Here is a 26061-nt window from a genome sequence, read left to right as displayed (position 1 = left end):
GGAGCATGCAACTGAATTCCACCGAAATCAGCGAACTGATCAAGCAGCGCATTGCTCAGTTCAGTGTTGTGAGTGAAGCTCACAACGAAGGTACTATTGTTTCTGTAAGCGACGGTGTTATCCGCATCCACGGCCTGGCCGATTGTATGCAGGGTGAAATGATCTCCCTGCCGGGTAACCGTTACGCTATCGCACTGAACCTGGAGCGCGACTCCGTAGGTGCAGTTGTGATGGGCCCATACGCTGACCTCGCCGAAGGCATGAAGGTTAAGTGTACTGGCCGTATTCTGGAAGTACCGGTTGGCCGTGGCCTGCTGGGTCGTGTAGTTAACACCCTGGGTGCGCCAATCGACGGTAAAGGTCCGGTTGAGCACGATGGCTTCTCTCCAATCGAAGTTATCGCACCGGGCGTTATCGACCGTCAGTCCGTTGATCAGCCAGTACAGACTGGTTATAAATCCGTTGATGCCATGATCCCAATCGGTCGTGGTCAGCGTGAACTGATCATCGGTGACCGTCAGACCGGTAAAACCGCGATGGCTATCGACGCCATCATCAACCAGCGTGACTCCGGCATCAAATGTGTGTACGTGGCTATCGGCCAGAAAGCGTCCACCATTTCCAACGTGGTTCGTAAACTGGAAGAGCACGGCGCACTGTCTAACACCATCGTTGTTGTGGCGACTGCGTCTGAATCTGCTGCACTGCAATACCTGGCACCATATGCTGGTTGCGCAATGGGCGAATACTTCCGTGACCGCGGTGAAGATGCACTGATCGTATACGATGACCTGTCTAAACAGGCTGTTGCTTATCGTCAGGTTTCCCTGCTGCTCCGTCGTCCACCAGGACGTGAAGCGTTCCCTGGCGACGTATTCTACCTCCACTCTCGTCTGCTGGAGCGTGCTTCCCGCGTTAACGCGGAATACGTCGAGAACTTCACCAAAGGTGAAGTGAAGGGTAAAACGGGCTCTCTGACCGCTCTGCCGATCATTGAAACCCAGGCGGGTGACGTTTCTGCGTTCGTTCCGACCAACGTAATCTCCATTACCGATGGTCAGATCTTCCTGGAAACCAACCTGTTTAACTCCGGTATTCGTCCGGCGGTTAACCCGGGTATCTCCGTATCCCGTGTTGGTGGTGCTGCTCAGACCAAGATCATCAAGAAACTGTCCGGTGGTATCCGTACCGCGCTGGCACAGTATCGTGAACTGGCTGCGTTCTCTCAGTTCGCATCCGATCTGGACGAAGCAACCCGTAAACAGCTGAGCCACGGTCAGAAAGTGACCGAGCTGCTGAAGCAGAAACAGTACGCTCCAATGTCTGTTGCTCAGCAGGGCCTGGTACTGTTCGCGGCTGAACGCGGTTACCTCGAAGATGTGGAACTGGCGAAAATCGGTAGCTTCGAAGCCGCTCTGTTGGCTTACGTTGACCGTGATCACGCTCCGCTGATGCAAGAGATCAACCAGACCGGTGGCTATAACGACGAAATCGAAGGCAAGCTGAAAGCTATCCTCGATTCCTTCAAAGCAACCCAATCCTGGTAATCGTCCGGCGGCTTGTCTCAGGACAAGCCGCCTGGCATTGAGGAGAAGCTCATGGCCGGCGCAAAAGAGATACGTAGTAAGATCGCAAGCGTCCAGAACACGCAGAAGATCACTAAAGCGATGGAAATGGTCGCCGCTTCCAAAATGCGTAAATCGCAGGATCGCATGGCGGCCAGCCGTCCTTATGCAGATACCATGCGCAAAGTGATTGGTCACCTTGCGAACGGTAATCTGGAATATAAGCACCCTTACCTGGAAGAACGCGACGTTAAGCGCGTGGGCTACCTGGTGGTGTCGACCGACCGTGGTCTGTGTGGCGGCTTGAACATTAACCTGTTCAAAAAACTACTGGCGGATATGAAAGCCTGGTCCGAAAAAGGCGTTCAGTGCGATATCGCAATGATCGGCTCTAAGGGCGTTTCTTTCTTTAACTCCGTTGGTGGCAACATTGTCGCTCAGGTGACCGGTATGGGTGATAACCCATCCCTGTCCGAACTGATCGGCCCGGTTAAAGTGATGTTGCAGGCCTATGATGAAGGCCGTCTGGACAGACTGTACGTTGTCAGCAACAAATTTATTAACACCATGTCTCAGGTTCCAACGCTCACTCAGATGCTGCCTTTACCGGCATCAGAAGATGAAGCGCTGAAGCAAAAATCCTGGGATTACCTGTATGAACCCGATCCGAAACCGCTGTTGGATACTCTGCTGCGTCGTTACGTTGAATCTCAGGTTTATCAGGGCGTTGTAGAAAACCTGGCCAGCGAGCAGGCCGCACGAATGGTGGCGATGAAAGCCGCGACCGATAATGGCGGCAGCCTGATTAAAGAGCTGCAGTTGGTTTACAACAAAGCTCGTCAGGCCAGCATTACTCAGGAACTCACCGAGATCGTCTCGGGGGCCGCCGCGGTTTAACCAGGTTTACGAATTACGTAGAGGATTCAAGATGGCTACTGGAAAGATTGTCCAGGTAATCGGCGCCGTGGTGGACGTCGAGTTCCCTCAGGACGCCGTACCGCGCGTGTACGATGCGCTTGAGGTACAGAATGGTAACGAGAGCCTGGTGCTGGAAGTTCAGCAGCAGCTCGGCGGCGGTATCGTGCGTACCATCGCGATGGGTTCTTCCGACGGTCTGCGTCGTGGTCTGGAAGTTAAAGACCTTGAACACCCGATCGAAGTCCCGGTAGGTAAAGCAACACTGGGTCGTATCATGAACGTATTGGGTCACCCAATCGACATGAAAGGCGACATCGGTGAAGAAGAGCGTTGGGCTATCCACCGCGCAGCACCTTCCTACGAAGAGCTGTCCAGCTCTCAGGAACTGCTGGAAACCGGTATCAAAGTTATCGACCTGATGTGTCCGTTTGCGAAGGGCGGTAAAGTTGGTCTGTTCGGTGGTGCGGGTGTAGGTAAAACCGTAAACATGATGGAGCTGATCCGTAACATCGCGATCGAGCACTCCGGTTACTCCGTATTTGCGGGCGTAGGTGAACGTACTCGTGAGGGTAACGACTTCTACCACGAAATGACCGACTCCAACGTTCTGGACAAAGTATCCCTGGTTTACGGCCAGATGAACGAGCCACCAGGAAACCGTCTGCGCGTTGCGCTGACCGGTCTGACTATGGCTGAGAAGTTCCGTGACGAAGGTCGTGACGTTCTGCTGTTCGTCGATAACATCTACCGTTACACCCTGGCCGGTACGGAAGTATCTGCACTGCTGGGTCGTATGCCTTCAGCGGTAGGTTACCAGCCTACGCTTGCGGAAGAGATGGGTGTTCTTCAGGAACGTATCACCTCTACCAAAACCGGTTCTATCACCTCCGTTCAGGCGGTATACGTACCTGCGGATGACTTGACTGACCCATCACCAGCCACCACCTTTGCTCACTTAGATGCAACCGTGGTACTGAGCCGTCAGATCGCGTCTCTGGGTATCTACCCGGCCGTTGACCCGCTGGACTCCACCAGCCGTCAGCTGGATCCACTGGTTGTTGGTCAGGAACACTACGACACAGCGCGTGGCGTACAGTCCCTGCTGCAGCGTTACCAGGAACTGAAAGACATCATCGCCATCCTGGGTATGGATGAACTGTCTGAAGAAGACAAACTGGTGGTAGCACGTGCGCGTAAGATCCAGCGCTTCCTGTCCCAGCCGTTCTTCGTTGCGGAAGTATTCACCGGTTCTCCGGGTAAATACGTTTCCCTGAAAGACACCATCCGTGGCTTTAAAGGCATCATGGAAGGCGAATACGATCACCTGCCAGAGCAGGCGTTCTACATGGTTGGTTCCATCGATGAAGCCGTGGAAAAAGCCAAAAAACTTTAACGCCTTAATCGGAGGGTGATATGGCAATGACTTACCACCTGGACGTCGTCAGCGCAGAGCAACAAATGTTCTCTGGTCTGGTCGAGAAAATCCAGGTAACGGGTAGTGAAGGTGAACTGGGCATTTACCCAGGCCACGCACCGCTGCTCACCGCCATTAAGCCTGGTATGATCCGCATCGTTAAACAGTTCGGTCACGAAGAGTTTATCTATCTGTCCGGCGGCATTCTTGAAGTGCAGCCTGGTAGTGTGACCGTTCTGGCCGATACCGCTATTCGTGGCCAGGATCTCGACGAAGCGCGAGCCCTGGAATCGAAGCGTAAGGCTGAAGAGCACATTAGCAGCTCTCATGGTGACGTGGATTACGCTCAGGCGTCTGCGGAACTGGCCAAAGCGATCGCGAAACTGCGCGTTATCGAGTTGACCAAAAAAGCGATGTAACACCGGCTTGAAAAGCACAAAAGCCAGTCTGGTTTCCAGACTGGCTTTTTTTATGGATCTTTATTCCCGGTGCGAAAAATGGTTAAGCCATTGTGAGAACTGGTGACTTACTGCAAGAAAGCTATTTCTCAGAGAAAAAGTGATTTACTCTGCCCTAAAAAGTATCTTCAAATAGCCCGTAATGCCCGGTGTTGAGCGTTTTAACGCCATTCCATTTTATGGCGAAAAATATGTGGAATTTTCAACGTCGAAGGGTTTTACTTCTCACTCAAATTACAGTCAGGACGCGTATGTTGAACAATACGATGAGCGTGGTCATCCTTGCCGCTGGTAAAGGTACCCGCATGTATTCCGATCTTCCGAAGGTACTGCACACCCTGGCAGGAAAGCCAATGGTGCAGCATGTCATTGATGCCGCGAATGAACTTGGTGCTCGCCAGGTGCATTTGGTTTACGGACACGGTGGCGATCTGCTGAAAGAAACGTTGGGTGATAACGCGCTCAACTGGGTACTTCAGGCAGAACAGTTGGGTACTGGCCATGCGATGCAGCAGGCAGCCCCCTTCTTTGCTGATGACGAAGACATCCTGATGCTTTACGGTGACGTCCCGCTGATCTCTGTTGAAACGCTGGCTCGCCTGCGTGAAGCCAAACCTCAGGGCGGCATCGGCCTGTTAACCGTCGTGCTGGACGATCCAAGTGGCTATGGCCGCATTACCCGTGAAAACGGCAACGTAACGGGTATCGTTGAGCACAAAGATGCCAGCGACGTTCAGCGTCAGATTCAGGAAATCAACACCGGCATCCTGATTGCCAATGGCGCGGATCTGAAGCGCTGGCTGTCAAAACTCAACAACAACAATGCCCAGGGTGAATATTACATCACCGACATCATTGCGATGGCGTATCAGGAAGGGCATGAGATTGCTGCGGTACATCCTGCACGTATCAGTGAAACGGAAGGGGTAAATAACCGTCTGCAGCTTTCCCGTCTGGAACGTGTTTATCAGTCCGAACAGGCGGAAAAACTGCTGCTGGCAGGGGTTATGCTGCGCGATCCGGCGCGTTTTGATCTGCGCGGAACCTTGTCGCACGGGCGCGACGTTGAGATTGATACTAACGTTATTGTTGAAGGTCACGTTCAGCTTGGCAATCGCGTTAAAATTGGCAGCGGCTGTGTTATCAAAAACAGCATCATCGGTGACGACTGCGAAATTAGCCCCTACAGTGTGGTGGAAGATGCCCGTCTGGATGCGGCATGTACCATTGGCCCGTTTGCACGTCTGCGTCCGGGTGCTGAGCTGCTGGAAGGCGCTCATGTGGGTAACTTCGTTGAGATGAAAAAAGCGCGTCTGGGTAAAGGCTCCAAAGCCGGTCACTTGACCTATCTGGGCGACGCGGAAATTGGCGATAACGTGAACATTGGTGCAGGGACGATCACCTGTAACTATGACGGTGCCAATAAGTTTAAAACTATCATTGGTGATGACGTGTTTGTCGGTTCCGACACGCAGCTGGTGGCACCTGTCACCGTAGGCAACGGCGTGACCATTGCTGCCGGGACGACCGTAACGCGAGACGTGGCGGATAACGAGCTGGTGTTAAGCCGTGTACCGCAGGTGCACAAACAGGGCTGGAAACGCCCGGTGAAGAAGAAGTAACAGATTCACTCCTCACCCTAACCCTCTCCCCAAAGGGAGAAGGGAACGTTCGGTGCGGTGTTTTTCTCCCTCACCCCTTTGGGGAGAGGGTCGGTATGAGGGGATAATATAATCCTCCACCCAATAGCAGTACTTATAAAAATAGCCCCACTCTCTACAAGGCTCGGGGTGCCCGGAAAGGGTAAATACAGGTCAGCGACAACGCAGGCGTTATGCCTAAATTCGGAATCTAAAACTATGTGTGGAATTGTTGGCGCAGTTGCGCAGCGTGATATTGCTGAAATCCTTCTCGAAGGTTTACGTCGTCTGGAATACCGTGGCTACGACTCTGCCGGTCTGGCTGTCGTAGATGAAGAGGGTCATATGACCCGTCTGCGCCGCCTCGGTAAAGTGCAGATGCTGGCTCAGGCCGCGGAAGAACATCCGCTGCACGGTGGTACGGGTATTGCGCATACCCGCTGGGCGACTCACGGCGAACCGTCTGAAGGCAACGCGCACCCGCATGTGTCTGAACACATCGTGGTGGTGCATAACGGTATTATTGAAAACCACGAACCGCTGCGCGAAGAGCTGAAAGCGCGTGGCTATACCTTCGTCTCTGAAACTGACACCGAAGTGATTGCTCACCTGGTTCACTGGGAGCTGAAGCAGGGCGGCACACTGCGTGATGCCGTGCTGCGTGCTATCCCACAGCTGCGTGGTGCGTACGGTACGGTGATCATGGATTCCCGCGACCCGTCCACCCTGCTGGCAGCGCGTTCCGGTAGCCCGATGGTTATCGGTCTGGGTATGGGTGAAAACTTTATCGCTTCCGATCAGCTGGCTCTGCTGCCAGTTACCCGTCGCTTTGTCTTCCTGGAAGAAGGCGATATTGCGGAAGTGACGCGCCGTAGCGTGACCGTATTCGATACCAAAGGCGCGCCTGTGAAGCGTCAGGAGATCGAATCTAACCTGCAGTACGACGCGGGCGACAAAGGCGCTTACCGTCACTACATGCAGAAAGAGATTTACGAGCAGCCAAACGCTATCAAAAACACGCTGACCGGGCGTATCAGCCACGGTGAGGTGGATCTGAGCGAGTTGGGTGCGAGCGCTAACGAACTGCTCGGTAAGGTTGAGCATATTCAGATCGTTGCCTGCGGTACGTCTTACAACTCCGGTATGGTGTCGCGTTACTGGTTTGAAGCGCTGGCTGGCGTACCATGCGATGTCGAAATCGCATCTGAATTCCGCTACCGCAAATCCGCTGTGCGTCGTAACAGTCTGATGATCACCCTTTCCCAGTCTGGCGAAACGGCGGACACCCTGGCGGCGCTGCGTCTCTCCAAAGAGCTGGGTTACCTGGGTTCTCTGGCGATTTGTAACGTGCCTGGCTCTTCGCTGGTGCGTGAGTCCGATCTGGCGCTGATGACCAAAGCGGGTACTGAAATCGGCGTAGCGTCTACCAAAGCGTTTACTACCCAGCTGACCGTTCTGCTGATGCTGGTGGCAAAACTGGCGCGTCTGAAAGGTCTGGATGCTTCTGTCGAGCATGATATCGTTCATGGTCTGCAGGCACTGCCAAGCCGCATTGAACAGATGCTGTCGCAGGATAAACGCATTGAAGAGCTGGCTGAAGATTTCTCCGACAAACACCACGCGCTGTTCCTGGGCCGTGGCGATCAGTATCCGATTGCGCTGGAAGGCGCACTGAAGCTGAAAGAGATCTCCTATATCCACGCTGAAGCCTACGCGGCAGGCGAGCTGAAACATGGCCCGCTGGCGCTGATTGACGCGGATATGCCTGTTATTGTTGTGGCACCTAACAACGAACTGCTGGAAAAACTGAAATCTAACATCGAAGAAGTGCGCGCTCGTGGTGGTGTACTTTATGTCTTCGCTGATAAGGATGCCGGTTTCACCAGCAGCGATAACATGCACATCATTGATATGCCGCATGTGGAAGAGGTCATTGCCCCGATCTTCTACACCGTTCCGCTGCAACTGCTGGCTTACCACGTGGCGCTGATCAAAGGCACCGACGTAGACCAGCCGCGTAACCTGGCGAAATCTGTAACTGTAGAGTAATCCCTTCAGGCTCCACCTTCGGGTGGAGCTTTTTTTACCCCTCCTGGTTTGTTTTTAATCAACGCTTTCGTGTTTTTATTTATGACAATCTGTCATCTTCAGCTATTTTTTTCAGTGTCACATAAAGAAAATATTTCTGAAAACACACTGTCATCTTAGTGGCTAACACAATGATAAATAAAGAATGTTTCGTTGCTTTTTAAGTGAAACTTTCGTTGTCATAAAACTGTCATAATTCGTACATTTATCTGTCACCTGTTTGTCCTATTTTGCTCATCGTAGCCACTAAACAACGATTTACGAAAATCTTGCAGGAGACATTATGAAAGTTATGCGTACCACTGTCGCAACTGTTGTCGCCGCGACCTTATCTCTGAGTGCTTTCTCTGTATTCGCAGAAGCAAGCCTGACTGGCGCTGGTGCAACCTTCCCTGCGCCGGTGTATGCCAAATGGGCGGATACCTACCAGAAAGAAACCGGTAACAAGGTTAACTACCAGGGTATCGGCTCCTCCGGTGGCGTGAAACAAATTACCGCTAACACCGTTGATTTCGGTGCATCAGATGCTCCACTGACTGATGAAAAACTGGCTCAGGAAGGCCTGTTCCAGTTCCCAACCGTTATCGGTGGTGTGGTTCTGGCGGTCAACCTGCCAGGTGTGAAATCTGGTGAGCTGGTGCTGGACGGTAAAACCCTGGGTGACATCTACCTGGGTAAAATCAAAAAATGGGATGACGAAGCAATTGCTAAACTCAACCCAGGCCTGAAACTGCCTTCTCAGAACATCGCTGTGGTTCGCCGTGCGGATGGTTCTGGTACCTCTTTCGTGTTCACCAGCTACCTGGCAAAAGTGAACGAAGAGTGGAAATCTAAAGTCGGTTCTGGCTCTACCGTTAACTGGCCAACCGGTCTGGGCGGTAAAGGTAACGACGGTATCGCCGCGTTCGTACAGCGTCTGCCTGGTTCTATCGGTTACGTAGAGTATGCGTACGCGAAACAGAACAACCTGTCTTACACCAAACTGCTGTCTGCAGATGGTAAGCCAGTGAGTCCAACTGAAGAGAACTTTGCTAACGCCGCCAAAGGCGCTGACTGGAGCAAATCCTTCGCACAGGATCTGACTAACCAGAAAGGCGAAGGTGCATGGCCAATCACCTCTACCACGTTCATTCTGGTTCACAAAGAGCAGAAGAAACCTGAGCAGGGTACTGAAGTGCTGAAATTCTTCGACTGGGCATACAAAAACGGCAATAAACAGGCTAACGACCTGGATTACGCTAGCCTGCCGGACAGCGTGGTTGAGCAGATTCGTGCTGCATGGAAAACCAACGTGAAAGACAGTAGCGGTAAAGCGCTGTACTAACAGGATATTTTTGACGAAGATGGCGGGTGGCGCTAACGCTAACCCGCCCTACGGTTCAAGCTGTAGGCCCGGTTAGCGTTAGCGCCACCGGGCATATTCGTAAGACGTTTTTAACAGAAGAGTGATTTATGGCTGCAACCAAGCCTGCATTTAACCCTCCGGGTAAAAAAGGTGACATGATTTTCAGCGCGCTGGTCAGACTGGCTGCGCTGATTGTGCTATTGCTGCTGGGCGGCATTATCGTGTCTCTGATTTTCTCCTCCTGGCCGAGCATCCAGAAATTCGGTTTCTCCTTCCTGTGGAGTAAAGAGTGGGATGCGCCGAACGATATCTACGGTGCGCTGGTCCCCATTTACGGCACGCTGGTGACCTCATTCATTGCCCTGCTGATTGCCGTTCCGGTGAGCTTCGGTATTGCCCTGTTCCTGACAGAGCTGGCACCTGGCTGGTTGCGACGTCCACTGGGTATCGCCATTGAACTGTTGGCTGCTATTCCCAGTATCGTTTACGGCATGTGGGGGCTGTTTATCTTTGCTCCGCTGTTCGCAACGTACTTCCAGGAGCCGGTAGGTAATATCCTCTCTGCAATTCCGTTTGTGGGCGCGCTGTTCTCAGGCCCGGCATTCGGCATCGGTATTCTGGCTGCAGGTGTGATCCTGGCCATCATGATTATTCCGTACATTGCGGCTGTTATGCGCGATGTCTTCGAACAAACCCCGGTGATGATGAAAGAGTCGGCCTACGGTATCGGCTGCACCACCTGGGAAGTTATCTGGCGCATCGTCCTGCCGTTCACCAAAAATGGGGTGATAGGCGGCGTGATGCTGGGTCTGGGTCGTGCTCTGGGTGAAACGATGGCTGTCACCTTTATTATCGGTAACACCTACCAGCTCGACAGCGCCTCGCTCTACATGCCAGGTAACAGTATTACGTCTGCACTGGCGAACGAATTTGCCGAAGCGGAATCCGGGCTGCACGTTGCTGCGCTGATGGAACTGGGCCTGATCCTGTTTGTTATCACCTTCATTGTCCTGGCGATTTCCAAGCTGATGATTATGCGCCTGGCTAAAAATGAGGGGGCACGCTAATGGCGACTCTCGAAATGCAAAGCACCGCTGAACTGGCGGAATCCCGCCGCAAGATGCAGGCCAAGCGCCGCATCAAGAACCGTATTGCACTGACGCTCTCTATGGCGACGATGGCATTCGGTCTGTTCTGGCTGGTCTGGATCCTCTTCTCTACCGTTGTTCGCGGTATTGATGGCATGTCGCTGGCAATGTTTACCGAAATGACCCCGCCGCCAAATACTGCAGGTGGTGGTCTGGCGAACGCCCTGGCGGGTAGCGGCCTGTTGATCCTGTGGGCAACGATCTTCGGTACCCCACTGGGCATCATGGCGGGTATCTACCTGGCAGAATATGGCCGTAAATCCTGGCTGGCGGAAGTTATTCGCTTCATCAACGACATTCTGCTTTCTGCCCCGTCTATCGTGGTCGGTCTGTTCGTCTACACCATCGTTGTGGCACAGATGGAGCACTTCTCCGGTTGGGCTGGTGTGATTGCACTGGCGCTGTTACAGGTACCGATTGTCATCCGCACCACCGAGAACATGCTGAAGCTGGTGCCAGACAGTCTGCGTGAAGCGGCTTACGCACTGGGAACACCGAAATGGAAAATGATCTCCGCCATTACGCTGAAAGCGTCAATCTCCGGGATCATGACCGGTGTTCTGCTGGCAGTTGCGCGTATCGCGGGTGAAACGGCACCTCTGCTGTTCACGTCGCTCTCCAACCAGTTCTGGAGCACGGATATGATGCAGCCAATCGCCAACCTGCCGGTGACAATCTTTAAATTTGCGATGAGCCCATTCGCGGAGTGGCAGCAACTGGCCTGGGCCGGGGTGCTGATCATTACCCTTTGTGTACTGTTGCTGAATATTCTGGCGCGCGTCATTTTCGCGAAGAAGAAACACGGTTAATTTTTTACGGCGCGGCACCTCGCGGCGTCGAATGAGGAAATGAGTCAATGAGTATGGTTGATACTGCCCCGGGTAAGATTCAGGTTCGTGATTTGAACTTCTACTACGGCAAATTCCATGCCCTGAAGAATATCAACCTGGATATCGCGAAGAACCAGGTCACGGCATTCATCGGTCCGTCTGGCTGTGGTAAATCCACCCTGCTGCGTACCTTTAACAAGATGTATTCGCTCTATCCGGAGCAGCGTGCCGAAGGCGAAATCATCCTGGACGGTGACAACATTCTGACCAATACCCAGGATATCGCCCTGCTGCGTGCGAAAGTGGGTATGGTGTTCCAGAAACCCACGCCGTTCCCGATGTCGATTTATGACAACATCGCGTTTGGTGTGCGTCTGTTTGAAAAGCTGTCTCGTACCGATATGGACGAGCGCGTGCAGTGGGCTTTGACCAAGGCCGCATTATGGAACGAAACCAAAGATAAGTTACACCAGAGCGGTTACTCTCTCTCCGGTGGTCAGCAACAGCGTCTGTGCATTGCGCGTGGTATCGCTATTCGCCCGGAAGTGTTGCTGCTTGATGAGCCGTGTTCAGCACTGGATCCGATCTCAACCGGGCGTATCGAAGAGCTGATCACCGAGCTGAAGCAGGATTACACCGTGGTGATTGTGACCCACAACATGCAGCAGGCGGCACGTTGTTCAGACCACACGGCGTTTATGTACCTGGGCGAGTTGATTGAGTTCAGTAACACGGACGATCTGTTCACCAAGCCCGCGAAAAAGCAAACAGAAGACTACATCACCGGTCGCTACGGTTGATTCAGGAGTGCGCTATGGACAATCTCAATCTTAACAAACACATTTCCGGCCAGTTTAACGCCGAGCTGGAAAGCATCCGCACTCAGGTGATGACCATGGGCGGCATGGTGGAGCAGCAGCTTTCTGATGCGATCACCGCGATGCACAATCAGGATAGCGAGCTGGCGAAGCGCGTTATCGAAGGCGACAAAAACGTCAACATGATGGAAGTGGCCATCGACGAGGCTTGCGTGCGCATTATTGCCAAGCGCCAGCCAACGGCGAGTGACCTGCGTCTGGTGATGGCGATCATCAAAACTATCGCCGAGCTGGAACGCATTGGTGACGTTGCGGATAAAATCTGCCGTACCGCACTGGAGAAATTCTCGCAGCAGCACCAGCCGCTGTTGGTTAGCCTGGAGTCGCTGGGTCGCCACACCGTGCAGATGCTGCACGACGTGCTGGATGCCTTTGCGCGTATGGATCTGGACGAAGCGGTGCGTATTTACCGTGAAGACAAGAAAGTTGACCAGGAGTATGAAGGCATCGTGCGTCAGCTGATGACCTACATGATGGAAGATTCACGTACGATCCCAAGCGTACTGACCGCCCTGTTCTGTGCGCGCTCAATTGAGCGTATCGGCGACCGCTGCCAGAACATTTGCGAATACATCTTCTACTTCGTGAAAGGTCAGGACTTCCGTCATGTGGGCGGCGACGAGCTGGATAAGCTGCTGGCAGATAAAGATCAGAAGGCGTGAGGTTTGTGGCGGGTGGCGCTAACGCTTACCCGCCCTACGTATGCCATGCAGGCCGGATGGGTGTTAGCACCATCCGGCTTTGTTTTTTCAGCGTGTGATATTCCACCCGCGTGCCTTCCACAGTTCTGGCAGCTGTGCCAGATCGGTAAACGTCGTCACTTTTGGATGATCGATCGGTTTGTTGTGCGGATCGGCACAGAAGTAAAACACCTCCATTCCCGCATCAATCCCCGACTGCGCACCCGCCATAGAGTCGTCCACCAGAATACAGTTTTCTACGTTGACGCTCATCGCCTTCGCCGCATGGAACATCAGTGCCGGGTCTGGCTTCCAGCGCTGAATATCGTAACCACTGAACAGTTTTTCCGGGAAGTGGTGCAACATATCCAGTTTACCCAGCGAGTGCTGCATTTTGCTGACCGGGCCATTAGAGACCACGCAGATTGGCACCGTCATCGCATCCAGTAACCTGTTTGCACCAGTAATGACGTCAAGTTCAGCGTCGAACAGACGTGCGACTTCGGCACGGTATACCGGCTCCAGATCCGCTTTCACCAAATCCACATCGTGTTCTTCGTTAATGATGTCGATGATCTCGTAGAGCTTCACGCCCTTAAAGCGCCTGAACACCTCTTTGAGCTCGAGCGTGATGCCAAATTCCTGGAACATGGTGACATACGCGCGGGAACAAATGACTTCACTGTCGACCAGCGTACCGTCGCAGTCGAAAAATACCGCTTCAATTCCGGACATGCCTTTCCCTTTTAACAAGTTTAACGTTTACGTACTGCAGTTTTACGAGACGCAATCGTTGCCGTATAAGCAAAACCAATGAAAAAAAGTATCCCGCAACTGCCCTTATTGTCGCATTTTGGTATAGGATAGCGACGAATTTTCCCTCCTTGTTCGGAAATTGATGATGAGTCAACAACACACTACCCAGACATCTGGTCAGGGGCTGCTTGAGCGCGTGTTTAAACTGCGCGAGCATGGCACAACGGCACGCACCGAAGTGATCGCCGGTTTCACCACCTTCCTGACGATGGTCTATATCGTTTTTGTTAACCCACAAATTCTGGGCGTTGCTGGCATGGATACCAGCGCCGTCTTCGTGACCACCTGTCTGATCGCTGCGCTGGGCAGCATTCTGATGGGGGTATTTGCCAACCTGCCTGTTGCTCTGGCTCCGGCGATGGGTCTGAATGCGTTCTTCGCGTTCGTGGTCGTTCAGGCTATGGGTCTGCCGTGGCAAGTGGGGATGGGGGCTATCTTCTGGGGCGCTATGGGTCTGCTGCTGCTGACCATTTTCCGCGTGCGTTACTGGATGATTGCCAATATTCCGGTGAGCCTGCGTGTAGGTATTACCAGCGGTATCGGCCTGTTCATCGGTATGATGGGGCTGAAAAATGCGGGTGTTATCGTGGCTAACCCGGATACGCTGGTCAGCATTGGGCACCTGACATCCCATAACGTGCTGCTGGGTGTGCTGGGCTTCTTTATCATCGCGATTCTGGCCTCCCGTAACATTCATGCGGCGGTACTGGTTTCCATCGTGATCACCACGCTGCTGGGCTGGATGCTGGGCGACGTTCACTACAACGGTATCGTCTCCGCTCCGCCGAGTGTTTCTACGGTTATTGGTCACGTTGACCTGGCCGGTTCTTTGAACCTGGGTCTGGCGGGCGTGATTTTCTCCTTCATGCTGGTGAACCTGTTTGACTCCTCCGGTACGCTGATTGGCGTGACTGACAAAGCGGGTCTGGCCGATGAAAAAGGCAAATTCCCGCGCATGAAGCAGGCGCTGTTTGTCGACAGTATCTCCTCCGTTGTTGGTTCCTTTATCGGTACCTCTTCCGTTACCGCGTATATTGAATCCTCTTCTGGTGTGTCCGTTGGCGGTCGTACCGGTCTGACGGCGGTTGTGGTCGGTATTCTGTTCCTGCTGGTGATTTTCCTTTCCCCGCTGGCCGGGATGGTTCCACCGTATGCGGCAGCCGGTGCGCTGATTTACGTGGGCGTACTGATGACCTCAAGCCTGGCTCGCGTGAAGTGGGAAGACTTGACCGAAGCGGTTCCTGCCTTTATTACCGCGGTGATGATGCCGTTCAGCTTCTCTATCACTGAAGGTATCGCGCTGGGCTTCATCTCTTATTGCGTGATGAAGATCGGTACCGGTCGTTTCCGCGACCTCAGCCCATGCGTGATCATTGTGGCGCTGCTGTTTGTGCTGAAGATTGTGTTCATCGACGCGAAATAAACAGCAAGCCCTTTTCTTCGAAAAGGGCTTTAGTATTTGCACCCTCTCCCGTGGGAGAGGGCTGGGGTGAGGGCATCAGCCCGCACCTCTTTTACGCTTTGACCCGCTTAATATAATCACCAAACGCCGTCAGTTGGCCAGAGAGATGGTCACGCGTGCTCTGATCCACCACATCACCCGTCTGCGGGTCAACCTTGTTTTGAATCACTCCGCCCATAAATTCCGGCTTGTTCATCACCATTGCATCCAGGAACACCAGGATTTGGCGCAGGTGATACTGACAGCGTGCACCGCCAATGGCACCCATAGAACTGGTCTGGATCAACACCGGTTTACCCGAGAGCGGCTGCTCCGGCAAACGTGATAGCCAGTCGATGGCATTCTTCAGACCGCCTGGAACCGAGTAGTTATACTCCGGCGTCACAATAACCACGCCATCAGCCTGACGAATTTGCGCTGCCAGGGCTTCCACGCTCTGCGGGAAGCCTTCTTCCTGCTGTACATCCGCATCATAAAGCGGAATATCGCCAATGGACGGCAGGGCGTTAATCTCCATTCCTGCTGGTGCCAGCTGTGGCAACGTGCGGGCAACCATCCCGTTAAATGAACCTTTGCGCAGGCTTCCCAGTAACGTAACAACTTTCAACGTATCAGACATGATTACTCCTGTTTCATCATGATGACCCTGAATGGATCAGCTAAGGGTAAATGCTTTTTCTGCCGGTAAACTGGTTAATCTCATCAGGCGTGCAGCGGGCTCGTTGGCGCGTTCGGGTACATCCGGAAGGCTACGCCATCCGCGCGTGCTGTCAAATTCCCAAATTTTCAGCCGCTCAATAGCAGGGGTGACGGCAATAGACCAGATTAAGACATCCTCTGCGTCGCTGAGCGCTTCTACCAGTGCGGTTTTGGTGGCTCGCAGGCGTCCGGAGCCGGGAAGTAACTGCACCAGGCTGGCATCGTCTGATGCGCAGCCGCAGAGCTTACGAATGCTCTGGCGCAAGGTGATGAGCTGAGCCCTGGCCTCGATGGGATCGTTTTGGTTACGTACCCACAGCTGCTCATTGCTGGAAAGTGGGTAATCGTCGTGCGGGTTCGCGCTGTGAAAGCCTCGGGTGGCGCGCTGAAGTTCCATATCCAGCCCGCAGTCACCCTCGGTGGTGAGCGCTATACCAATAATGTTGCCCGTGTAAGCAATGGAAAAACGGGGCAGCTCCGGGTCGGCAAAGACCGGACGACCTTCCGGTTGGGTGATGATGTCTGGCAGTTCACTGGTGCCGTACAGCATAAACAGCAGTTCAGCGAGAAGTGCCCGGGAAGCTAAAAAACGCGTCCGGCGGTGCTCAGGAAGTGTGCGTGCCTCGCTGTGGCACGCTGAAGAAATTCTGGCTGATACGAGATGCCCTTCTGTCAGTATCCCTCTTGCAAAGTGCGTAGCCATTTTTCGCTCCTTGATAATGGTTGTAGTCAGGTTAAACGATTACATCATTATCGCTTAACTTAGCTTCTGTTTTAATCAGTAAATGGGAGTAAGAGAAGCCTGAGGACCGAACTTTACATTTTCTTAGGCAAAAATTGGATCGCTAGCGCAGTGGCGCACCATACAGCGCTTTGATTGTTTCCCGCAGCCAGAGGATTTTTGGATTATGGCTGTTCCGTTTATGCCAGATCAGCGTGAAGGGCACGGTAAGCTTTTCAGCCTGCGTTTCATCGATAGGTATGGGAAGGGTGATCAGCTTGCGCTGGTGGAGCTGATTATAGTGGTGGCAGTAGTGCGGTGCGGTGGCAATGTAGTTGTGGCCGGGTTGCGCTGCCATAAACATCGACTGCTCAAAGCCGGGTAAGCTCATGGCGATATTGCGTTCGCGCCCCATCTCTTTCAGCACCTCATCAAGCGCCCAGGTGTCGCTGCGTTCCCAGAAGATGCTGATATGCGGGTAGCGCAGGAACGTCTCCAGGTTCCACTCTTCCTGCAGTGCAGGGTGATCTTCGCGCAGATAAACACACGGACGGTCACTAAACAGGATCTCGTAGTCGATAAACCACGGTAACAGCTTCAGCAGCTCGCGAGATCGCGGGTGCGTTTCGCGGCCTGTGAAGCCAAGATCCACTTCCCCGCGGGTAATGGCATCCAGCGAGTCGTAATCCCAGTTGCGCATCTTCACCGTGGCCTGCGGATAGCGCTGATTTACCTGCTCCAGCAAGGCATTGAAGCGGATCAGCATCAGCGGGGTTTCCGCTGCCAGCACAAACTTCAGGCCGCCGGGGGAGTCATGGTGGAATTTGTCGAGGATCTGATTACCAATCTGCATCCAGTCGGCCAGATCCTGCTCCAGGCTTACCGTCAGCGGTGTCGGTAACAACCCCAGCGGAGTTTTCACAAACAGCGGGTCTTCAAACCAGTCGCGCAGCTTCGCCAGTGATTTACTCACCGCAGACGGTGTGACGTTCATCCGTTTCGCGGCTTTGGTGACGCTGCGCTCCTGCAGCAAAAGCTGCAGGCATAGCAATAAGTTAAGATCGAGACTGCTGATGGGTTTCTTCATAATGCGCCACAGGCTGGATGACGATAAGCAAGGTGATGCAGAGCATGCTACAGCCAATCAGTATCCCGATCAGCATATTCAGCGCATTAAGGCCGATAACTGCCGCCAGCCAAATCCACAGTGATGAACCACAGACCTGTGCGATACCCAGCACTGAGCTTGCCACGCCTGCTCGCAGCGAAAATGGACCCAGTGCCTGGCTCATCGCGACACCAAAACCGACGGAGAATCCGGCGCAAATCAGGGTGATACCCGCAAGCATAATCGCGTGCGAGCTGGTGGTCGCCAGAATCACACCTGCAGCCAGGAACAACGCCTGTGAGGTCAGCATCAGCGTGCGCTGGCTGAAGACATTCAGTGCAAACGGCGTGGAGAATGACACGGCCATACTGACCATTGCGGTTAACGCCATCACTGTTGAATATTCCCCGCGATCAAAACCCATCGTTTCCATCAGTAACACCGGGGAAACGTTTACATAGGTCAGGATCACCGCCACGCTTAGCGTGGTGACCAACAACCGGCTAATGAAAAAGCGGTTGAGGAGTTTCTCCGCCGGGTGAATCGTTGCGGTATGTCCCGTATTTTGCGCGCCAGGGTGCGTTTCTTTCAGCACCGCGATCGACAAAATAAAGACCAGCGCCCCCATTGCTGACATTGTCCAGAAAAGGCTCTGCCACGGGAATTTCAGCATGATGAGATATCCTACGACAGGTGCCAGTACCGGGATAATACAGGTGATGCCGTTTAGCATGGAGAGCACTTTGGCACGGCGCTGAGCGCTTAAGGTGTCGCGCAAAATCGCGAAGGCCACAACGTAACAACCGCCAGCGCCAATTCCCTGGACAAAGCGCCCCGCCAGGAACAATGTGCTGTCCTGTGCCAGTGAGCAGAGTACGGAAGCCAGCGCAAAAATCACCGCGCCTGTGATGGCAACAGGTTGACGACCTGCCTTGTCCGCAATTTTTCCGGCAAACACCATCGACGACGCCATACCTGCGAGGTAGGCCGAAAACGCAATATGCAGCTGCGCTTCGCTGGCACCGAGGTCGCGGGCGATATGTGGTAACCCCACCAGATACATATCAATGCCTGATGGATAAAGCAGAACCAGTGCAAAACTACAAAACAGAAAACGAGCCATAAACCCCCCATAGAGACAGGCAAGCAGAATAGGGGGATAAAGGGGAAGATGCGAGTTGCCATTTGGACAATGGTGATTTCCTGAGAGGAAATCACCATGTGTTAGCGGAAATTACTTACCAATACAGAAGCTCGAGAAGATCCTTCCCAGCAAATCATCCGACGTAAACTCCCCGGTGATCTCACTCAGATTTTGCTGCGCCAGGCGCAGCTCTTCCGCCAGCAGTTCACCCGCCCATGCGCCAATCAACTGTGCTTTACCCTGAACAAGGTGGTTTGCTGCCTCTTCCAGCGCCTGCAGATGACGACGACGCGCCAGGAAGCCGCCTTCCATGCTGGTGTCAAAGCCCATGCTCTGCTTAAGGTGGTTACGCAGGTCATCCACGCCTTCGCCAGTACGTGCCGACAGGCGGATCAGTGAGTGACCATTCACATCGCTGATGCCCAGCGTTTCGCCAGTGACGTCGGCTTTGTTACGCACCACGGTGATTGGCAGTTTGGCTGGCAGACGGGCGATAAAGTCTGGCCAGATGTCCGCCGGGTCAACCGCGCTGGTGGTTGTGCCATCCACCATAAACAACACGCGGTCGGCCTGCTCAATTTCCTGCCAGGCGCGCTCGATACCAATGCGCTCTACTTCATCGCTGGCATCGCGCAGACCCGCAGTATCAATAATGTGCAGCGGCATCCCGTCGATGTGAATATGCTCGCGCAGTACGTCACGGGTGGTGCCGGCAATGTCAGTGACGATCGCCGCTTCACGGCCTGCCAGCGCGTTCAGGAGGCTCGATTTTCCGGCGTTAGGACGACCGGCAATCACCACCTTCATCCCTTCACGCAGCAGGCTGCCCTGACGCGCTTCGGCACGGACCGCATCGAGATCGGCCATCACGCTGTTGAGCTGGGCTTCAATTTTGCCGTCAGAGAGGAAGTCGATCTCCTCATCCGGGAAGTCGATGGCCGCTTCGACGTAGATCCGCAGGTGAGTAAGTGCTTCCACAAGATGATTCACGCGGGCAGAAAATGCCCCCTGCAGCGAGTTCAGTGCGGAGCGAGCCGCTTGTTCAGAGCTGGCGTCGATCAGGTCGGCAATTGCCTCGGCCTGTGCCAGGTCGAGTTTGTCGTTCAGGAAAGCACGCTCGGAGAACTCACCCGGCTTCGCAATGCGCAGCCCAGGCAGGGTCAGAATGCGTTTTAACAGCAGGTCGAGGATCACCGGGCCGCCGTGACCCTGCAGCTCCAGCACATCTTCGCCGGTAAAGGAGTTCGGGCCAGGGAACCACAGCGCAATGCCCTGATCCAGCGAGGTGCCGTCGGTATCTTTAAATGGCAGATAATCAGCGTAACGCGGCTTTGGCAGTTTACCCAGCACCGCTTCAGCCACCTCGCGCGCCTTCAGGCCGGAGATACGCAGAATGCCAACACCACCGCGTCCCGGTGGGGTTGCCTGGGCGACGATAGTGTCGTTATGGCTCATGGTTTGTCTCTACAGTGTTGCAATAAAAAAAGGCGGTCAATCGACCGCCCTTATTTTAGCGTTAACTTACCTGATCAGGATTTTTTCTTTTCGCGGCTATGCAGGCCACGTTTTTCCAGACCACGGTAAATCAGCTGCTGCTGGATGATGGTCACCAGGTTGCTGACGATATAGTACAGCACCAGACCTGACGGGAACCACAGGAAGAACACGGTGAAGATGACCGGCATAAAGGTCATGATCTTCTGCTGCATCGGGTCGGTCACGGTAGTCGGAGACATCTTCTGGATGAAGAACATCGTCACGCCCATCAGGATCGGCAGGATGTAGTACGGGTCCTGTGCAGACAGGTCATGGATCCACAGTGCGAACGGCGCGTGGCGCAGCTCAACGGAACCCATCAGCATGTAGTACAGCGCAAGGAAGATTGGCATCTGGATAATCAGAGGGAAGCAACCACCCAGTGGGTTCACTTTCTCTGCTTTATACAGGGCCATCATTTCCTGGCTCTGACGCTGTTTGTCATCGCCCAGACGCTCACGCATTGCCGCAATCTTCGGCTGCAGCATACGCATCTTCGCCATGGAGGTGTACTGCGCTTTAGTCAGCGGGTACATGATGCCACGAACGATGAAGGTGATAACGATGATGGAGAAGCCCCAGTTGCCCAGGAAGCTGTGGATGAACTTCAGCAGCTTAAACAGCGGCTGAGAGATGAACCACAACCAGCCGTAATCCACGGTCAGATCCAGATGCGGCGCAACGGCAGCCATTTTGTCCTGGATTTCCGGGCCAACCCACAGGGTGCTGGTCAGCTTACCGGTTTGACCCGGCTGAACCAGAACCGGCTGCGATTTGTAGCCGATGGCTGCAATACCGTTACCGAGATTCGCGGTGTAGAAGTTGTTGGTACCGTCGTTGTTTGGCACCCACGCTGTGGCGAAATACTGTTGCAGCATTGCCACCCAACCGTCTTTAGCGCTGACGTTCAGGTTTTCGTTATCGGCAATGGTGTCGAATTTGTATTTCTCGTACTTCGCGTCAGGCGTGGAGTACGCCGCGCCACGGAAGGTATGCAGCGCAAAGTTGCTGCTTCCGGTGTCACGGTGAGTCGGCAGATTGATGGATTGCTTCAGCTGGCCAAAGGTCGACAGTTCCAGCGGTTTTGCACCGGTGTTCTGTACGTTGTAGCCCACGCTCACCGCATACTCACCGCGTTTCAGGGTGAAGGTTTTGGTGAAGGTGTTGCCTGCCGCATCGGTGTAGGTCATCGGGATAGCGATTTCGTTCTGACCATCAGCCAGCACGAACGCGTCTTTCTCGACGTTATACAGCGGACGCGCACCGTTAGCCGGGTTATCCGGGCCATCACGACCGGTCAGGCCGCTCTGAGCCTGGTAGATAAACTCAGGCGTGGTTTCCAGTAACTGGAACGGTTCGGTAGACTTCAGCTCTTTCGGGTAGGTCAACAGCAGCGCCTGCTCAACATCACCACCACGGGTGTTGATAGTCAGCTCAAGCACATCGGTCTTAACCGTAATCTGTTTCCCCTGGCCACTGGCCGGTACGCCCTGGTCGGCGGCGCTACCCGCTGCGGTGGTCGTGGTCTGCGTGGTCTGCTGCTGGGGTTGAGGATTTTTATCCTGCTCCCATGCCTGCCAGATCATGAAAGACACGAACAACAAAGCGATGATAAGAAGATTGCGTTGCGAATCCATCGTTAGTGTTCTCTGGTATCAAAGGGTCCTGGGGGGACGGGGTCGTCTCCACCTGGGTGTAAAGGGTGGCATTTTAATACGCGTTTCACTGTCAACCAACTGCCTTTTATCACTCCAAACCTGCGCAATGCCTCAATTCCGTAGCTTGAGCATGTTGGGGTGAAACGGCAGTGCGGCCCGAGTAGCGGACTAATCAGGCGTTGATAGACCCGAATGAGGGCTATCAGGACCCGCGAGCCAGGCGACAGTGACGGAGCCATAATTTCTCCAACGCTTCCGTGAGAGCACGGTTATCGAGGTCGGCAACCCCCTTTTTAGCCACCACCACGAAATCCATAGAAGGCAGTTCGTGCTGACGTAAACGGAAGCTTTCACGCGTCAGACGTTTAATCCGGTTGCGTTCATGCGCACGCTTAACGTTTTTCTTGGCGACAGTAAGACCGATGCGGGGATGCCCCAGCGAATTCAGGCGGCCGAGGATGGTGATTTGCGGCGTGCCAGCCCGTTGTGGCTGCTGGAAGACGAAAGTGAAATGAGTGGGAGTTAACAAACGTAACTCCCTGGGAAATGCTAGCTTAACCACTCAGGGGTTAGCTTTATTACTTGGAAACGGTCAGACGAGCGCGGCCTTTAGCACGACGACGTGCCAGAACCTGACGACCATTTTTAGTAGCCATACGAGCACGGAAGCCGTGAGAACGGTTGCGCTTCAGTACAGACGGTTGAAAAGTGCGTTTCATGGCGATTTCTACCTAAACTTGAATAAATTCACTGACTTTTGCGTATACCCGAACGAGTTTCGAACGACTAACGCCTCAGCGTGGGTGATTAAAGAGGCCGGATTGTAATAATTGTACACTCCGGAGTCAATTCTCTTTCCTTATTTCCCGCGTATTTCCGCACGTTTTCGCGTGGAAAATGAGCAACGGACGACGCAGGAAGATGAGCATCACGCGCCGGGTCGAGGATTATACGGCCTCCCCAACAAAGCGCAAGGATCGTCCTGGATCTTCGTTAGATCATTTAAGTAAAAAATTGTCTATGCTCATTAATTTTTCCAATATGCGGGCTAAATCGTGGGGCACTCTCGTCAGGATCGATTACACTTACCCGGTTTCGGATCTTCCTGTGGATAAATCGGGAAGAATCTGTGAGAAACAGAAGATCTCTGACTCAGTTTAGGCTATGATCCGCGGTCCCGATCGGGATCCCAGGATCCGGGTCAGGATAAAATTGCAGATAGCAATTCGCACATCCCCCTTTTGCACAGGGTCATGTCGATGTGCGCCAACAATCATGAATATTCAATAGTTTTCTTTTATTGTTCGAGTGGAGTCCGCCGTGTCACTTTCGCTTTGGCAGCAGTGTCTTGCCCGATTGCAGGATGAGTTACCAGCCACAGAATTCAGTATGTGGATCCGCCCATTGCAGGCGGAACTGAGCGATAACACGCTGGCTTTGTATGCGCCAAACCGTTTTGTGCTCGATTGGGTAAGGGATAAATACCTAAATAATATCAACGGATTGTTAAATGATTTCTGCGGATCAGATGTTCCGCAACTGCGCTTTGAGGTGGGAACAAAGCCGGTTACGCAAACCGTTCGTGAAACGGTAAATGTGACCGCACCTGCCCAGGCTGCACCCGCTCCGGCTCCTCGCGTTGCACCGGCTGCCCGTCCGGGCTGGGACAACGTTCCTGCACCCGCAGAGCCAACCTACCGCTCTAACGTTAACGTTAAACACACGTTCGATAACTTCGTTGAAGGTAAATCGAACCAGCTGGCGCGCGCGGCGGCTCGCCAGGTTGCAGATAACCCCGGTGGTGCTTACAACCCGCTGTTCCTTTATGGCGGCACGGGTCTGGGTAAAACGCACCTTCTGCATGCGGTGGGTAACGGCATTATGGCGCGTAAGCCTAATGCGAAAGTGGTGTATATGCACTCCGAGCGCTTCGTTCAGGACATGGTAAAAGCCCTGCAAAACAATGCGATCGAAGAGTTTAAACGCTATTATCGTTCTGTTGACGCACTGCTGATCGATGACATCCAGTTCTTCGCGAATAAAGAGCGTTCGCAGGAAGAGTTTTTCCACACCTTTAATGCGCTGCTGGAAGGCAATCAGCAGATCATTTTGACCTCAGATCGTTATCCAAAAGAGATCAACGGTGTTGAAGATCGCCTGAAATCCCGTTTTGGCTGGGGCCTGACCGTGGCGATCGAGCCACCGGAGCTGGAAACCCGCGTGGCGATCCTGATGAAAAAAGCCGATGAGAACGACATTCGCCTGCCGGGTGAAGTGGCGTTCTTCATTGCCAAGCGTCTGCGCTCCAACGTGCGTGAGCTGGAAGGGGCACTGAACCGCGTTATCGCCAATGCCAACTTCACCGGTCGTGCGATCACCATCGATTTTGTGCGTGAAGCGCTGCGTGATTTACTGGCATTGCAGGAAAAACTGGTCACCATCGACAATATTCAAAAGACGGTGGCCGAGTACTACAAAATCAAAGTGGCAGATTTGCTGTCTAAACGTCGTTCCCGCTCGGTGGCGCGCCCGCGTCAGATGGCGATGGCGCTGGCAAAGGAGTTAACCAACCACAGTTTGCCGGAGATCGGCGATGCGTTTGGTGGCCGTGACCATACGACCGTGCTGCACGCTTGTCGTAAGATTGAGCAGTTACGCGAAGAAAGCCACGACATAAAAGAAGATTTTTCCAATTTAATCAGAACATTATCATCGTGACGCTATGAAATTTACCGTTGAACGTGAACATTTATTAAAACCGCTGCAACAGGTGAGTGGCCCATTAGGTGGCCGCCCAACGCTGCCTATTCTCGGAAACCTGCTGCTTCAGGTCGCGGACGGTACGCTGTCGCTGACCGGCACAGACCTGGAAATGGAAATGATCGCGCGCGTTACGCTGTCTCAGCCGCATAATGCGGGCGCGACCACTGTTCCGGCACGTAAATTCTTTGATATCTGCCGTGGGTTGCCGGAAGGCGCTGAAATCGCCGTGCAGCTGGAGGGCGACCGCATGCTGGTGCGCTCTGGCCGCAGCCGTTTCTCCCTCTCTACGTTGCCTGCAGCAGACTTCCCGAACCTGGATGACTGGCAGAGTGAAGTTGAATTCACCCTGCCGCAGGCGACGATGAAGCGTCTGATTGAAGCCACGCAGTTCTCAATGGCGCACCAGGACGTTCGTTACTACTTAAACGGCATGCTGTTTGAAACCGAAGGTGAAGAGCTGCGTACCGTGGCAACAGACGGCCACCGTCTGGCGGTCTGTTCTATGCCAATTGGCGACTCACTGCCAAACCATTCGGTGATCGTACCGCGTAAAGGTGTGATTGAGCTGATGCGTATGCTCGACGGCGGAGACACTCCGCTGCGCGTGCAGATTGGCAGCAACAACATCCGCGCACACGTGGGTGATTTTGTCTTCACATCGAAGCTGGTTGACGGTCGCTTCCCGGATTATCGCCGCGTATTGCCGAAGAACCCGGACAAAACGCTGGAAGCGGGCTGCGATAGCCTCAAGCAGGCTTTTGCCCGTGCAGCGATCCTCTCCAATGAGAAATTCCGCGGCGTGCGTCTGTATGTGAGCGAAAACCAGATCAAAATCACCGCCAACAACCCGGAGCAGGAAGAGGCAGAAGAGATTCTGGACGTCACCTACGCCGGGGCTGAGATGGAAATTGGCTTTAACGTCAGCTACGTGCTGGACGTGCTGAATGCACTGAAATGCGAAAATGTGCGCATTCTGCTGACCGACTCCGTATCGAGCGTACAGATTGAAGATGCAGCCAGCCAAAGCGCGGCGTATGTTGTCATGCCAATGAGACTGTAGTGAAAAATATCGGGCTATCTTACTTGCCATTTTCAACCTGGGCTGTGCTCGCCACTGTCACGTACTTCGTGTACGCTCCAGGGTCTGTGCGCAGTCCGCGTTGAAACTGGCTGCGCCGATTACGCCCTGG

24 protein-coding genes are annotated in these 26061 nt (G+C 53.7%); 14 read left to right on the top strand and 10 right to left on the bottom strand.

Features of this window, described 5'->3' with window-relative positions; all coding sequences use genetic code 11:
- Positions 1 to 5: 5 nt before the first annotated feature.
- From atpA to phoU, 11 genes are all read left to right on the top strand, one after another.
- Positions 6 to 1547 (top strand): F0F1 ATP synthase subunit alpha, encoded by a 1542-nt coding sequence (atpA, locus tag ACHHZ6_RS19890; protein ID WP_006808751.1) that lies wholly within the window; start codon positions 6 to 8, stop codon positions 1545 to 1547.
- A 51-nt stretch (positions 1548 to 1598) separates the two neighbouring features.
- Positions 1599 to 2462 carry a F0F1 ATP synthase subunit gamma gene (gene atpG / locus ACHHZ6_RS19885; RefSeq protein ID WP_182273205.1) on the top strand — a complete coding sequence of 288 codons (864 nt, stop codon included), beginning with the start codon at positions 1599 to 1601 and terminating at the stop codon, positions 2460 to 2462.
- A 31-nt stretch (positions 2463 to 2493) separates the two neighbouring features.
- Positions 2494 to 3876, top strand: coding sequence for a F0F1 ATP synthase subunit beta (atpD, locus tag ACHHZ6_RS19880; protein WP_014072438.1), 1383 nt, complete (start codon positions 2494 to 2496; stop codon positions 3874 to 3876).
- A gap of 20 nt (positions 3877 to 3896) precedes the next feature.
- A complete protein-coding gene (locus ACHHZ6_RS19875) occupies positions 3897 to 4316 on the top strand; it encodes a F0F1 ATP synthase subunit epsilon (protein ID WP_182273204.1) in 420 nt (139 codons plus the stop codon).
- Between the two features lie 290 nt (positions 4317 to 4606).
- Positions 4607 to 5977 carry a bifunctional UDP-N-acetylglucosamine diphosphorylase/glucosamine-1-phosphate N-acetyltransferase GlmU gene (glmU, locus tag ACHHZ6_RS19870; protein ID WP_196390640.1) on the top strand — a complete coding sequence of 457 codons (1371 nt, stop codon included), beginning with the start codon at positions 4607 to 4609 and terminating at the stop codon, positions 5975 to 5977.
- A 237-nt stretch (positions 5978 to 6214) separates the two neighbouring features.
- Positions 6215 to 8044, top strand: a complete 1830-nt coding sequence (gene glmS / locus ACHHZ6_RS19865; RefSeq protein ID WP_182273202.1) for a glutamine--fructose-6-phosphate transaminase (isomerizing) — start codon at positions 6215 to 6217, stop codon at positions 8042 to 8044.
- 322 nt (positions 8045 to 8366) lie between these two features.
- Complete coding sequence (pstS, locus tag ACHHZ6_RS19860; RefSeq protein ID WP_182273201.1) at positions 8367 to 9407, top strand: phosphate ABC transporter substrate-binding protein PstS; 1041 nt, start codon at positions 8367 to 8369, stop codon at positions 9405 to 9407.
- Positions 9408 to 9535: 128 nt separating this feature from the next.
- Positions 9536 to 10495: a phosphate ABC transporter permease PstC gene (gene pstC, locus ACHHZ6_RS19855; RefSeq protein ID WP_182273200.1), complete on the top strand. Its 960-nt coding sequence runs from the start codon at positions 9536 to 9538 to the stop codon at positions 10493 to 10495.
- Positions 10495 to 11385: a phosphate ABC transporter permease PstA gene (pstA, locus tag ACHHZ6_RS19850; protein WP_182273199.1), complete on the top strand. Its 891-nt coding sequence runs from the start codon at positions 10495 to 10497 to the stop codon at positions 11383 to 11385. Before pstC ends, pstA begins: the two co-directional genes overlap by 1 nt.
- A gap of 47 nt (positions 11386 to 11432) precedes the next feature.
- Complete coding sequence (pstB, locus tag ACHHZ6_RS19845) at positions 11433 to 12206, top strand: phosphate ABC transporter ATP-binding protein PstB (RefSeq protein ID WP_182273198.1); 774 nt, start codon at positions 11433 to 11435, stop codon at positions 12204 to 12206.
- Between the two features lie 14 nt (positions 12207 to 12220).
- A complete protein-coding gene (gene phoU, locus ACHHZ6_RS19840; protein WP_182273197.1) occupies positions 12221 to 12946 on the top strand; it encodes a phosphate signaling complex protein PhoU in 726 nt (241 codons plus the stop codon).
- A gap of 87 nt (positions 12947 to 13033) precedes the next feature.
- Here the strand turns inward: phoU and yieH are convergent, their stop codons facing one another.
- Positions 13034 to 13699: a 6-phosphogluconate phosphatase gene (gene yieH, locus ACHHZ6_RS19835; RefSeq protein ID WP_182273196.1), complete on the bottom strand. Its 666-nt coding sequence runs from the start codon at positions 13697 to 13699 to the stop codon at positions 13034 to 13036.
- A 166-nt stretch (positions 13700 to 13865) separates the two neighbouring features.
- Here yieH and adeP point away from each other — a divergent pair, with 166 nt between their 5' ends.
- Positions 13866 to 15203 carry an adenine permease AdeP gene (gene adeP / locus ACHHZ6_RS19830; RefSeq protein ID WP_182274600.1) on the top strand — a complete coding sequence of 446 codons (1338 nt, stop codon included), beginning with the start codon at positions 13866 to 13868 and terminating at the stop codon, positions 15201 to 15203.
- A gap of 91 nt (positions 15204 to 15294) precedes the next feature.
- Here adeP and ACHHZ6_RS19825 read toward each other — a convergent pair whose 3' ends face one another.
- From ACHHZ6_RS19825 to rpmH, 9 genes are all read right to left on the bottom strand, one after another.
- Positions 15295 to 15861 carry an NADPH-dependent FMN reductase gene (locus ACHHZ6_RS19825; protein ID WP_182273195.1) on the bottom strand — a complete coding sequence of 189 codons (567 nt, stop codon included), beginning with the start codon at positions 15859 to 15861 and terminating at the stop codon, positions 15295 to 15297.
- A 36-nt stretch (positions 15862 to 15897) separates the two neighbouring features.
- Complete coding sequence (locus tag ACHHZ6_RS19820) at positions 15898 to 16644, bottom strand: 4'-phosphopantetheinyl transferase superfamily protein (protein WP_182273194.1); 747 nt, start codon at positions 16642 to 16644, stop codon at positions 15898 to 15900.
- A 142-nt stretch (positions 16645 to 16786) separates the two neighbouring features.
- Positions 16787 to 17749, bottom strand: a complete 963-nt coding sequence (gene yidZ / locus ACHHZ6_RS19815) for an HTH-type transcriptional regulator YidZ (protein WP_182273193.1) — start codon at positions 17747 to 17749, stop codon at positions 16787 to 16789.
- The gene (locus ACHHZ6_RS19810) at positions 17718 to 18893 is read right to left on the bottom strand and encodes an MFS transporter (protein ID WP_196390643.1); all 1176 of its coding nucleotides are present in this window, start codon (positions 18891 to 18893) and stop codon (positions 17718 to 17720) included. The genes yidZ and ACHHZ6_RS19810 overlap by 32 nt, the downstream gene beginning before the upstream one ends.
- A 111-nt stretch (positions 18894 to 19004) precedes the next feature.
- Positions 19005 to 20369, bottom strand: coding sequence for a tRNA uridine-5-carboxymethylaminomethyl(34) synthesis GTPase MnmE (mnmE, locus tag ACHHZ6_RS19805; RefSeq protein WP_182273191.1), 1365 nt, complete (start codon positions 20367 to 20369; stop codon positions 19005 to 19007).
- Between the two features lie 74 nt (positions 20370 to 20443).
- Positions 20444 to 22087 carry a membrane protein insertase YidC gene (gene yidC, locus ACHHZ6_RS19800; protein WP_196390644.1) on the bottom strand — a complete coding sequence of 548 codons (1644 nt, stop codon included), beginning with the start codon at positions 22085 to 22087 and terminating at the stop codon, positions 20444 to 20446.
- Positions 22088 to 22089: 2 nt separating this feature from the next.
- The gene (gene yidD / locus ACHHZ6_RS19795; RefSeq protein ID WP_182273189.1) at positions 22090 to 22347 is read right to left on the bottom strand and encodes a membrane protein insertion efficiency factor YidD; all 258 of its coding nucleotides are present in this window, start codon (positions 22345 to 22347) and stop codon (positions 22090 to 22092) included.
- On the bottom strand, positions 22311 to 22670 hold the full coding sequence (rnpA, locus tag ACHHZ6_RS19790) for a ribonuclease P protein component (protein WP_182273188.1): 360 nt from the start codon (positions 22668 to 22670) through the stop codon (positions 22311 to 22313). The genes yidD and rnpA overlap by 37 nt, the downstream gene beginning before the upstream one ends.
- A gap of 16 nt (positions 22671 to 22686) precedes the next feature.
- Positions 22687 to 22827 carry a 50S ribosomal protein L34 gene (gene rpmH / locus ACHHZ6_RS19785; RefSeq protein ID WP_000831330.1) on the bottom strand — a complete coding sequence of 47 codons (141 nt, stop codon included), beginning with the start codon at positions 22825 to 22827 and terminating at the stop codon, positions 22687 to 22689.
- Between the two features lie 601 nt (positions 22828 to 23428).
- Between rpmH and dnaA the strand changes: the two genes are divergently transcribed.
- Both dnaA and dnaN read left to right on the top strand, forming a co-directional pair.
- Positions 23429 to 24826, top strand: coding sequence for a chromosomal replication initiator protein DnaA (dnaA, locus tag ACHHZ6_RS19780; protein ID WP_182273187.1), 1398 nt, complete (start codon positions 23429 to 23431; stop codon positions 24824 to 24826).
- A 4-nt stretch (positions 24827 to 24830) separates the two neighbouring features.
- Complete coding sequence (dnaN, locus tag ACHHZ6_RS19775; RefSeq protein ID WP_182273186.1) at positions 24831 to 25931, top strand: DNA polymerase III subunit beta; 1101 nt, start codon at positions 24831 to 24833, stop codon at positions 25929 to 25931.
- The last annotated feature ends 130 nt before the right edge of the window (positions 25932 to 26061 follow it).

This window comes from Enterobacter cloacae complex sp. 2024EL-00214, from assembly GCF_043945575.1.
Classification (GTDB): domain Bacteria; phylum Pseudomonadota; class Gammaproteobacteria; order Enterobacterales; family Enterobacteriaceae; genus Enterobacter; species Enterobacter cloacae_P.
Note: the sequence above shows the minus strand (reverse complement) of the source record. Positions and strands in the feature narration are given on the sequence as shown.